At 27.2% G+C, this 12,058-nt stretch carries 8 protein-coding genes; 3 read left to right on the top strand and 5 right to left on the bottom strand.

The window, feature by feature from the left end:
* Positions 1–1,019 precede the first annotated feature (1,019 nt).
* The 3 genes from ON24_RS07365 to ON24_RS07355 form a co-directional block, all read right to left on the bottom strand.
* Positions 1,020–3,197: a DEAD/DEAH box helicase gene (locus ON24_RS07365; protein WP_050553597.1), complete on the bottom strand. Its 2,178-nt coding sequence runs from the start codon at positions 3,195–3,197 to the stop codon at positions 1,020–1,022.
* Between the two features lie 77 nt (positions 3,198–3,274).
* On the bottom strand, positions 3,275–4,528 hold the full coding sequence (locus tag ON24_RS07360; RefSeq protein ID WP_040682482.1) for a BREX system ATP-binding domain-containing protein: 1,254 nt from the start codon (positions 4,526–4,528) through the stop codon (positions 3,275–3,277).
* A gap of 277 nt (positions 4,529–4,805) precedes the next feature.
* Entirely contained in the window at positions 4,806–5,546 is a 741-nt protein-coding gene (locus ON24_RS07355) for an EVE domain-containing protein (RefSeq protein ID WP_050553596.1), read from the bottom strand.
* Between the two features lie 108 nt (positions 5,547–5,654).
* On the opposite strand from ON24_RS07355, the gene ON24_RS07350 reads away from it, so the two are divergent.
* A complete protein-coding gene (locus ON24_RS07350; RefSeq protein WP_040682481.1) occupies positions 5,655–7,868 on the top strand; it encodes a hypothetical protein in 2,214 nt (737 codons plus the stop codon).
* 354 nt (positions 7,869–8,222) lie between these two features.
* Here the strand turns inward: ON24_RS07350 and ON24_RS07345 are convergent, their stop codons facing one another.
* Entirely contained in the window at positions 8,223–8,696 is a 474-nt protein-coding gene (locus ON24_RS07345; RefSeq protein ID WP_040682480.1) for a hypothetical protein, read from the bottom strand.
* Between the two features lie 187 nt (positions 8,697–8,883).
* On the opposite strand from ON24_RS07345, the gene ON24_RS07340 reads away from it, so the two are divergent.
* Positions 8,884–9,564 (top strand): hypothetical protein, encoded by a 681-nt coding sequence (locus tag ON24_RS07340; RefSeq protein ID WP_040682479.1) that lies wholly within the window; start codon positions 8,884–8,886, stop codon positions 9,562–9,564.
* 127 nt (positions 9,565–9,691) lie between these two features.
* Here the strand turns inward: ON24_RS07340 and ON24_RS07335 are convergent, their stop codons facing one another.
* The gene (locus ON24_RS07335) at positions 9,692–10,453 is read right to left on the bottom strand and encodes an EFR1 family ferrodoxin (RefSeq protein ID WP_040682478.1); all 762 of its coding nucleotides are present in this window, start codon (positions 10,451–10,453) and stop codon (positions 9,692–9,694) included.
* A gap of 845 nt (positions 10,454–11,298) precedes the next feature.
* On the opposite strand from ON24_RS07335, the gene ON24_RS07330 reads away from it, so the two are divergent.
* Positions 11,299–11,859 (top strand): DUF1802 family protein, encoded by a 561-nt coding sequence (locus ON24_RS07330; protein ID WP_016357992.1) that lies wholly within the window; start codon positions 11,299–11,301, stop codon positions 11,857–11,859.
* Positions 11,860–12,058: the final 199 nt, after the last annotated feature.

Genomic DNA, 12,058 nt, shown 5'->3' with positions numbered 1-12,058 from the left:
AGTTACACATTTTTTGACATGTTAAAATAACAATCAAATTTCACCACATCTACTAAACCAACATCACACCTAACACTTTGTATTAGGTCCTCATAAAAAAATCATCAATCTAATGATTGATATTTTGTATAATCATAAAATTTTACTATATGTGGAAAAACAGTTATCATTGACATAATGTATTAAACATTTTATCTTAAACCAACGCCATATAACATATAGCACATACTATACCGAAAGGTTTTAGACTAACAAATTAAAGTAGAAAGTATTGCAAAAATTGTTAAAATATAATATAAAGATATAATTTTAAATAAAATATATAGTTAATATATCAAATATTATTAGAATAAAATTATTTAATTTTAAAATATGTTATTTTAAACATAATTATAATACAATGGAATATAAATAAAAACAAGATAATATGAATTTTAAAAAGCAAAACAGAAAATAATAAAAATATAATATAAATATTACACAAAATAATAAAAAGTAATACACAAAATTTAATCAAATATCTTAAAAAAACTTCCTTTATATATAAAATAAAATAATAATTCAAAAGAGAACTTAAAGTATATAAAAGTTTCTATTTATTTGTAGGAAAAATTAGAAGAACCATATAAAAATAATCAGATTTTATAAAAACTGTTTAATATAAGATAGGAAAAATAGTTAAAACAGACATGAAATAAAAAAATCTTAGTTTAATAGTGTAATCTAGAAAAAATAGCTCATATTAAGAGTTTTTAAAAATTGTATAAAATCCCAAATAAATCAGTTTCAAAAATAAAAGATCCAATCTATAATAATCCAAACATATGCTACCTAAAATTAATAGAGAAATAGTATATCATTTATAGAATTGGTAGCCAATAAATTAAAAAATATAATCAAATAAAAAAATAAAAAATGATTAGAAAAAAGATTAAAACCAGTTATAAAAAATAGCCAATAAATTAAAAAAAAAAATATAATAATTTAAAAACAATCAAAAAAAATTGAATATGATTCTGCTATAAGCTAAAACGTGACCACTCCTCATCATCAGAAAAGTAGGTACCAAAATCAATATTATCAAAAAGTACCGGTTCATTATTATCTAAAACATCAACTAATGATTTTTTATCAAACATTACATTCATTTTAACATCAACCTTATCTTCCTCAGGCAGATATTTGATAAACTTGTTTTTAGCATATTCACTTGTTACCTTGGATAATTTCTCTTCAATAATCTTATTTGACAAATAATCCTGAATATTATTTAATATATAACATATATCAGAGAAATTTACTTTCTGATTAGTTTTAAATCTAAGATAGAAAGGGTTTACATCATTTGAGGATATTTTGAAAAATGATTTAAGGACATACAACAATAATATATTGGCTTTATCCCCAGCAAATGTATAGATTGAAACGGTATTGGATTTTATTTCAACTGGAACTATACCTTCCCTAAAACCTATATCTTCTCCAACTTCAATAGCTGATTTAATGTTATTTCTTGAATAATCATCAAATCCTTTAAGATAGGACTCATCATAATCTCCACATAATATCTGATAAACTTTACGGGAAATCAGACTAGAAAGAGGCATGACACCCTTTCCCCATCTTAAAATATCCCCATCACCAACTCCAGGTTTAACCCTTATAATATATTGATTGGTGTCTATATCTTTAATTGTCCATAGATTTCCAGATAGAACAAAACTTTGATTCCTGGTAAACTTAAGTACTACTGTTGAGTCTACCGTACCAATTGTTCTTGAACCATATTTTACAGTATAATCATAGCTTGTAGGAAATACAGAGAAAAATTCCGAGAAATTACGGCTTCCGAATTCCTTCTCAAAATTATAGCCAATCGTTAAATCTTCCCTTTCTATATCAATCAAATCCAATTGATCCATATGCTTTAAAAGTCTTGTATATTCTGATTTAGAAATATCACTAAATACATATGCCTGTGAAAGCTCATCATACAATTGTTTATAGTTACATTTACCATATTGTACTATTGATGATAATATCTGATGGAATAGAATATCTTTAGCATTCCTAGGTATTTCAATATCATCAATTTTATATTCCTTTACAAGGATTATCTCAGCAAGGACAATAACAGATCCAAGACCTACCTCGAAGATTATGGTCATCTGGTTATTAGTTTTACGTCCGCTACGACCTATTCTTTGTAGAAATGAGGTTATGCTTAATGGCGCCTCAACCTGAACAGCAATGTTAATATCACCGATATCAATACCTAGCTCTAATGTTGAGGTAGATATCATAATGCCATTAACGTTTCCCTTAAACTCATGTTCATTATTTTCCCTTTTTGATTTGGAAATAGATGCATGATGGAGATAAAGATTTTTAATATTCAAATTCCTTTTGATAAGGGAATAATAGAATTCGACCTCAAATCTTGATAAGACAAATATAAGCAGTTTCCTCATCCTATGCCTTGATAATGTTTGAAGAATGGTCCTATTATCCAAATGTTTTACCTGATATCTCACATTTCTTCCATGACCTGATGATACGATTTCTGCAGGATCATCTTTGTTTAACCATTTGGCGACTAATTCAGGATTTCCTACAGTTGCAGATAAACCTATTTTAGTTAGATTACCTTTAACATATTTTGATAATCGGCTTATAAGGGAGTTTAATTGAATTCCCCTATCGGAACCTACAAAATAATGTATCTCATCAATTATTATATATTGAATATTTCCGAATATTTTTAATCTGTCCTCCTCACTTCTATTCATCATTATGACTTCCAAAGACTCGGGGGTTATTAAAAGAAAATCAGTGGGGTCCCTAATAAAGTTATCTTTGGCGGTTCTTGAAACGTCACCATGCCATTTTGTATATGAAAAATAGAAATAGCTAGTCCATTGCTCTATACGTAAGGACATATCATTAATTAATGCTTTTAAGGGAGCAATATATAATACACTAGTAGAATCTAATTTATTTACCAAAATATCATTAAATATCGGTATTAAAGCTGCCTCGGTTTTACCTGATGCGGTAGGGGAAATAATCAAAGTGTCTTTTTTATCCAATATAAGTGGAATAGCCTTATTTTGAATCTCATTAAGTCTTTTAAATCCTAACCTATTAGATAGAAAATGAGTAATTTCCCTGTTTAAACTAGTTTCAACACTGGTCATATTCCCTCCTAACTTAAGAAATTATTTAAAAAAAAATTTATCCTGAAAAAATAGGGACAATACATCCCATATAATAATTATCCCCAATCATCATCAAAGTCATAGTCAATAAATTCTGACTGTTTCTCGTCAAATATATTTAAAATATCCTCAGATGATGTGAAGTCATCTGGATTCTGTTGAATTATATCCAAAATAGCTATAATTGATCTTACAAATAATCTTGGAGTAACTCTACCTCCAGTTAAAGATGCGTTTTGCTGATAATGCTCCACAATATCATCTAAAACAGGATACACCAATTCCTGACCATTCCAATCATAAACATCCTCATGTAATGATATTATGTTTTTACTAATATCCACAAGTTCATCATCGGTGAATCCCTGAAGCACAATGATAGGTTTTCTCAAATCCCTATATTCACTGTCAACCTTATCCTCTATTCTATCATTCAATGCCTCATAGGAAGGTATACCCTTTTTAGTATCATCGAATAACCTTGGAGTTCCTGCAAACACAAATAAAATATTTTCAAACTCATTACTACTGGATAAATCAAAGATATCCCTCATATAGTTATATGCAGTATCCCTCATATTGGTTCTTATCAAGTTCATGATATATTCGGCCTCATCAATAAGAACTACCAGACCAGAATATCCTACAGATTTTATAAAAACAGATAATGCCTCTATAAAATTAAAGGTATTTTCTTTTGTAACATCACCTTTAACTCCAAATTTCCTTTTAAATTTGGAGGGAATATTTGAATCACCCTGAAGCCATGCCTGAGCATAGTTAGCAGTTTCCTCATCACCCTCATCTAGAAACTTGCAATAGTTTTCAATAGAAACTGCAAATGAATTAGAGTGTTCACGTGTTTGTCTTAAATCATCCTGAATAGTTTGGCGTACTATGTCCTCCTCTTCTACAGGATCAGTTGTCTCCTCCAAAGCCATTACCCTAATATCCGTGTACCATCTATCAATGATATGTCTCAAACTAGTTCCTGTTTTACATGTTAATGATTGCACAATATTCCTATATACAACATCGATTTTATTAAATGGAACAGAGTTACTTAAAGTCACCTTAGAAATTACGAAGTTATCCTGATATGCCATCTCTTCAATAACCTTTAGAAAGAATGATTTACCTGCACCGAATTCACCGTCAATAAATTTCACTACAGATTTACCCTCTTTAACTCTTTCAAGAATATATTCAAATTCTTCTATTTCCTTATCTCGACCAATACATAATTCCCTTGCACCATCTTTAGGTACATTACCATTTTTTAATGCATTAATCATATCTTCTTTATCCATATATCCTCAAACCCATTATAATTTTTAAATGAAAAAAGCAAATGTATTAAGGTTTTACTTTATTAAAACCATATTAATCATAATTTATTATTTGAAATTAAATATTATTAAAAATTTAAATTATTACCATCAAAAAATAATAGCTGAAATTTATATTTATCTTATTATGTATGTAATTAAAATACAACCATATCTTGAAGTTAACAATATAATTAAAAGTATCTTATCTCTGTTAAGATTATCAATATAAAACTAATATATAGTTAAAAATATTATCTTAAGATATAAAGCTAATATAACTGAAATTATGTTTATCTCCATTGGAATCATAGAGATATACAAACTTATTAGGATCCCTTGAGGGATTATGCTTAAAATTTAATTGCCATACATTATGAGCATAAAAGTCTTTAAGCTCGTTATAAGATAAATTAATGTTATAATTAGATAACAAATTCTTTAATAGCTTTATAAATGTCTTAATCTCAATTTGATTTCTTCCTCCATTATACTGTTTTAAAAAACCATACAATGATTTCATACTATCTAAGATAAATTCCTTAAGATTAAAATCTATCCTATTTAAATAATAAGGTAACTTATTTATATGTGGAGACTGATTATAAATACATTTGAAATCCTTTATTGAGATTTCCTTATACTCCTGAATGGAACCTGAAGGTTTATCAGGATTACTTATAAAATCCAATTTATCTGCAATATCCTTTAATATGATGGGATATGTAAAATATTTAATTCCTTTAAGTTTTAATTTTCTAGGGTTAAAGTTCTCCTCATCGTTATCCTCAAATACCTCACTGACCTGGGTATAAGCCAGAAAAGATAGTTTATTATCATGTTTTGAAAGAAGTAGAATATTGTCATTAGCCTCTATTTTCTGAAAAACACCTCTTTTTTTATGTGAGAATAATGCTTTACCATCATTAATATCATTTAGGTATTTCTCATCAAACTTAAAAATATAGAATTTACCTTCACTTTTACTTACTCTATCCATAATCAAAAATCCTAGAAAACTTTTATACAAATATAAGAATATCTATACTATAATAAAATATATATAATTATTTAATAAAAATTCCATGAAAAATGACCCTGTGATATTATGACATTAAACTTTGAGGAAATTGATTCAACAAATAGAGCAAACAATAATCTTTATTCTAAATTAGCATCAGAGTTTAGCAAAATCATAAGTCTTAAAAAACCAATTTATGATAAGAATAATCCTAAAATAAAAACGAAATTCCTAAATTACTCTAAAAAAAGAAGAATGTGGTTTAGTAGAATTATAGACACAGAGAATTTTATATATTTCTTTGGATATAACTATGGAAAAAATAGCTTTAAAGGAATTAAACCAATCCTAATCCTTGAGTTTGACAAAAATGGAGACTATAATAAGGATTCAAGCGGATTATTCGTAAAAGAAAATGGAAAAACCTCCATATTAATTAATCCCAACTATTTTAAGGTCCATCCTATAGGAAAAAATATAAAAACGATCACTTCACTTGATAAAATAGAATATGACAATAAAGAGTTCTATTATATAGGCCCCATTGATGGCAATGAATTTATAGAAAATATAAATAGGGTATGTGAGGAAATAGAGTCCATAGATTCTGATTTAAATCAGAAAAACAGACTTAACATTAAAGCAGATATTGAATCAGAAATAGCTAAAAGACCAGAGCCACAGGATAAATGCGTTATCTGTGGTGAAGATACAAAACTAGACAATATCTATGAAAATAGCTATGTTTTGGAACTTAGAAAAAATCACATGGACAAGTGTATAAACTGTATTAATAAGATCATCGCGATTTCAGCCCATATGCAAATAAGGAAGGAATATGGAAATTCCTTTAATGTAAATGATCTAAGGGAAAGGTTTATAGATCCGGAATTTGTAAGTTATATATTAAACCTTTTTATAAAATACCAGTTGTCCGTTAAGATAAAGAACAACTATATTCTAAGCAATCCAAAATCTGACTTTAAAGCCTATAATAGTTACATAATCAAGAACATACTTATTGAAAAGGAAAACTACAAAGGCAAGGTTAAAAAAACAGAAACCCCGACCATTGAAATTGACAAATTAGGAAACGGGATAAAGAATGAACATCATGTTGTAATCGATAATGTGAAAAGACCAACACCTCACACAAAAGTTAAAAAACCTCTAAAATACATCAATAAAAGAAAAAGATCCAGGAAAAAAACAATCTCCCCAAAGGACGTTCTAATCTCCGGTAGAAATAGAGACATAAAAACCAGAAAAACCAATACGCATGATAGGAGAAAAACAATCTCCTCAAAGGACGTTCTAACATCAAGAGATACGGATAATTCTAAAAGATGTAGGGTCTGTGGAGATAAATTACCTGAATCCTCAAAAGACGACAAATGTAAAACCTGTAAAAAAAGGTATAATGCCATTAGAAGTCTTGTTAAACTATTAGATTCAATATCCATAGAAGACAGATTTAAGACTGAGGATTTAAACCTTAAACCTATTGAACTTAAAGGCATCATATGGAATCTTGAAGATTTTGATTTAATAGAACATGACAATAGCACTGACGAATACCAACTAAAAAGCAGAGATACACTTAAAACCTTTATTGACAGATATGGTGAGGGAGATTTTACACTTAAAGGGATCAATGTCGAAAAGACCCCCACTAAAAGATGTAGACTATGTAATAAAAACCTAGATTTATCCAAATTTAGTAAAAATAGAAAATCCGCAGACGGATATAATGAATACTGTAAGGACTGCCACAGAAAGGTACGTGCAACAAGATATTTAATTGATTTACTTAAATTTGAATCCCTTAACAACGAGTTTAATAAGGATTCAATTGATTCCAAATTCGGAAATGGAATGATTCTTCAAAGTAAATTAGACACACTCGTTGAAAATAACATACTTAAATTTGATATTGAAGATGAAAGCTATAAGTTCAATGACTATGATTTTATCTATAACTTCTTTAAAGAAAATGCTAGATTTGAAAACTACTATGAAGAGGGCATAAAAGAGTTAGGTAATTTAGATAAGGATATAGAAAAAACCACCGACAGTCCAAATCAAGACATACAAGAGAAAAACAATGAATTAAATCTTAAAAAGAAAGATGATAGTTATCTAATCAATGGAACATGTAGTGAAGATCAGTTTTACATACTAATAAATGAGATTAAAAATACCAATAACAATATCAAAGAGCTTAAACTTAAAGAGGACAAAGATAATTTTAGAATACATCTTATAGTTGAAAATAGATTAGACTTAAATGAATTAATATAATCTAAAAAAACCATCAATAAATAATTATTTAATAAAATAGACCAAAATAAGAATCAAAACTCTAAAAAACATGAAAACAACAAAGAAACAAGAACCAACTAACAAATAAAAAAAAAACATAAACCAGAAAAACAACAAAGAAACAAGAACCAACTAACAAATAAAAAAAAAACATAAACCAGAAAAACAACAAAGAAACAATAACTAGAAAAAGCAAGAAAAACCAAAAAAAAAACCTCAAAAAACAGATAAACAAACAATAAAATAATCAAAAAAACAATGATAAAAAAAACTTAAAAATCACTAGATAAAGATTAAACAAGATAAGAAGTAAAAATAGATAAAAAAAGAAAATTAAGCGGGATTTTCTGCAAGTTCGTCTAATACTTCACTTGCATACTCGGCAGAGATTTTAAAAATATCATGACTGTCTTCCAAGTTCTTCTTAACATGACCATGTAGGTCATCCCTGTTTATTTTACCAATCCATTTCATATCCCTTGTATGGGGAGTGTCAATATCCTCCACATATTTATAGTCAGATACAATATTTCCAATCAGATATTGCCTTTCCATCTCATCATAGGTTATAACATAATCATCAATATTAAAATCAAATAATAGTTTACCAATAATATTAGTTATATTACGTCTGTTTCTTTCATCCAATTCAGGATAAACTTCTTTTGCTAATTTCCTTAATTCTTCCTTTGAATTTACATTAGACAAATCCCTAAATTCAGAAGGCAATCCTATATAATTACCATCTTCAAAATCTTTAAAGAATTTAGTTTGAAAACCTGCCTTTACCAAATACATTGATTCCATAATTTAACCCCATTAATTAAATATATCCTATCTTTTATATAAAAATTAATTAAACAATCTGATTTTTTTTATCAAACTATTTTTTTATTAATTTTTAAACTTTTTATATAAATAAATTACCATTTTATAAAAATATTTATAATCTAAATTAGAACATATAATAAATAAAAAAATAGTGGTGAGCAACATGGGATTGTTTGGAGGAAATCAGAATCCTGAGTTAAAAGCAACAACAGACAAGATTAACGATTACCTAGGTAAAATTAGATGTAGTGGAGAGCCTATGGATATTATATCTACTTTTACCAAAGACACCTATCTTTGGGCCGAGGCAAGAAAGAGAATGATACAGGAAGCGGACTCAGGAATACTTACAGCAGATAAAGTTGAGAATCGTTATTGTGAACTTGTGGCTGAATTAACAAACACACCTAAAAACAAGGTATTTGAAAGAAGAAGCGAACTTAGGGGAGAGGACATACCACATAACGAAGACATGGAATCCGAGGATAGTCAGGAAACAGATCCTGAGGACGAAGCCCCTGAAGATGATAAGATATATGTAATGGATGGAAATACTTTAGAGACTGGAAAAAACTTTTTAGGAAAAAAGAAAGATGAATATGTAAGATGCAAATGCATTCTCGATGATGATAACATTTTAATTGAGAAAAGATCAACATTTACAGCAAAGCCTAAAGGTATAGAGAAGATATACTATAAAGACATTACAGATATTGAATTTATTCCAGATAAAATAAGCACTATCAAGATCAAGACAAAGGATAGTGAAACATTAATACAGCAATTTAGTGAGGAGATTTTAAAAAGTTTTTATAATGGATTAAAAGAGTATGTGGACAATTAAGAAATCAGATGAAATTTTAATTTATTAAGTTCTATTTTTATATTATAAAAAAAGAGATAAAATAGAACTTTAACCTATTAGATTCTATTTTTAGACCCTTAAAAGGAAACAAATAAAATAGCGATATTTAATCTACTTTAAGTTCTTTAACTTTAATATGTGGATTTATATATCTTTTACTGCTTTTTTCAGATTTAACATGAATTGCAGAGCGGGGACACACATTAATACATGCCATGCAAAATTCACATCTATGATTAAATCTAAAGGTTTTATCCTCAGAATCCGTTAATCTAATATTTCTTACAGGACATACCGTTTCACATAATCGGCATACAGTACAATTATCATCAACTGTAAACCTTTTATCCACATCATCAACCACACCCCTATGACGTTTTGCAGAACACGCCTTAGTTAATACTTTATCCATTATGGAGATTTTAGGTTTATAAACCTTTTTAGAATAGATATCAGATACTATCTCATCAATTTTCCTCTGAATCTCAGCATCATCCTTCTTTTTAATTTCCTTATCCATGTCAAAAACAGGAAGATAATTATCAACCATACAAATATCATTGAAGTAATCTATTTCTAATCCCCTTTTTTTAAGAATTCTTTCACAGTCACCAAGTGTACCTGCATCTGTTGTTCCATAAGTTACAACAACAAAAATATAATCTGCTTTAACCTGCATAGCATTCATAAATCTTTCAACGATTCTAGGAACCCCATAATAATAACATGGAAAAACAAAGCCTACCACATCATCCTCAATGTTATATTCATCAGACCACAATAATTCTGAAATATTTAAAACTTCCCCACCTATCTCTTTTGCAACATATAAACAATTACCGGTACCTGAGAAAAATAGAGTAATCAAATTAAACACCTCAATAAAAATTTATATAAAACAGATATATGTTTAAAATTATTCAGATAAAAACATTTCTTTAAGATTAAATTACAAGTAATTTAAGTGACAAGAAAATTCCATATTAATCTCAGGTTTTTTCTAAGATAGCATAAATAAGTCTTTAAACAGCTTTTTAAAAAAATTGTATATAAAGTTTAATATGTTAAAATTAAAAACAAATAATTAACATTAATTTAAAAACATCAATTAAAATTGAAAAAATATTAATTGTATAAGAATCATATGAAAAAACTAAATATTTATAGAATAAAAATATTAAAACAATAGATATTAAATTATAAAAATATAATTTAATTAAAAAATTTAATAAGTAGTAAAGATTAATATATAAATGATGCGTATTTTAAAAAGTGCATTTAATATGGAATATTTATCCTAAAATAATAGAAAGTTTATTAAAGATTCAATATAAACAATTGAAAACGGTTTAACCATTATATCAATTGTGTAAATAAAATTCCAGATCTTACAATAAAAAAAATGAAGATGATAAAATGAAAGAAACACACCATAATACTAATGCCGCTTTAATAACCGTAATATTAATAATAGTCATATTAATCTGTTTATTTGTTATTGTTAGATTATTGACATCCTAGTTTTAGATTTTAAACTAAATTCTTGAAATTCAACATTTTAAATTATTTTCATATAATTTAAAAAAAAATGAAGTAAAAAAGTCAACACAGTTTCATTTATAATACCATAAATGAAGAAACAACTCCAAAACACGTATAATAAAATTTTTAATAAAGATTTCCATATAAAAATTTTAAAAGATTCGTGAAAATATGAGTAGATACATAAATAATTGTATGAATGAGTGGAACGTTCTTATAGAAGCGTTAGGACAGGGAAAACAATCAGTACTATTTAAAAAATACAAAAGTAAACAAGATAATTTCCTATTATACCCTACAATTACTTATGCAAATAAAAAAGATACATTAAATGGTTTTAAACAGAAACATGAGGAATTTGTAAAAGATAATCTATATCCTACAAGGGAGGATAAGAAATATGAAGTCAAATATTATGCAGAAGTTAAGGACATAATAAATATACCATTCATAAAATTAATAAACTATAATTACCTTAGCATAGTTACTACCAGATTCATTGCCCAGGAGTTATCACAGAACAATATCTATCTATGGCTACTTAGAGTTTATAAATTAGATCAACCCCTAATGTTAGAGAGAAGTCCTGGAAAATTATATTCCCACATCAAAGATTGTAAAATTGATGTGGAAAACCTTGAACCAGTGCTAAGCGATAAAGAATTTGAAAGGATTGAAAGACTGATTAGACTTGCTAAGTCCGGTGAGATGGTTAATGAATATACATTGTAAAATCAAAATTAATTGAAACTTGCCGAATCCAGTAAAATGGTTAATGGATATAGACCATAATTTTTTAAATACTGATTCATTTTATTAAACAACAAAGTCTTAACTGATTATTACTTTTTATATAAACTTTTTTTTAAAACAGCAATTATACTTAAATCAATTTAAAAAATAGAATGTTTCCAGGATTAATCATTTTTGA

The sequence above is a fragment of the Methanobrevibacter boviskoreani JH1 genome, from assembly GCF_000320505.1.
In the GTDB taxonomy this organism is placed as follows: Archaea; Methanobacteriota; Methanobacteria; order Methanobacteriales; family Methanobacteriaceae; genus Methanarmilla; species Methanarmilla boviskoreani.
Note: the sequence above shows the minus strand (reverse complement) of the source record. Positions and strands in the feature narration are given on the sequence as shown.

What these genes read in the sequence shown, in the direction of transcription:
- ON24_RS07345 (WP_040682480.1), bottom strand. Translation starts at nt 8,696, where the DNA reads ATGGAATCAATGTATTTGGTAAAGGCAGGTTTTCAAACTAAATTCTTT.
- ON24_RS07340 (WP_040682479.1), top strand. Translation starts at nt 8,884, where the DNA reads ATGGGATTGTTTGGAGGAAATCAGAATCCTGAGTTAAAAGCAACAACA.
- ON24_RS07355 (WP_050553596.1), bottom strand. Translation starts at nt 5,546, where the DNA reads ATGGATAGAGTAAGTAAAAGTGAAGGTAAATTCTATATTTTTAAGTTT.
- ON24_RS07350 (WP_040682481.1), top strand. Translation starts at nt 5,655, where the DNA reads ATGACATTAAACTTTGAGGAAATTGATTCAACAAATAGAGCAAACAAT.
- ON24_RS07365 (WP_050553597.1), bottom strand. Translation starts at nt 3,197, where the DNA reads ATGACCAGTGTTGAAACTAGTTTAAACAGGGAAATTACTCATTTTCTA.
- ON24_RS07330 (WP_016357992.1), top strand. Translation starts at nt 11,299, where the DNA reads ATGAGTAGATACATAAATAATTGTATGAATGAGTGGAACGTTCTTATA.
- ON24_RS07360 (WP_040682482.1), bottom strand. Translation starts at nt 4,528, where the DNA reads ATGGATAAAGAAGATATGATTAATGCATTAAAAAATGGTAATGTACCT.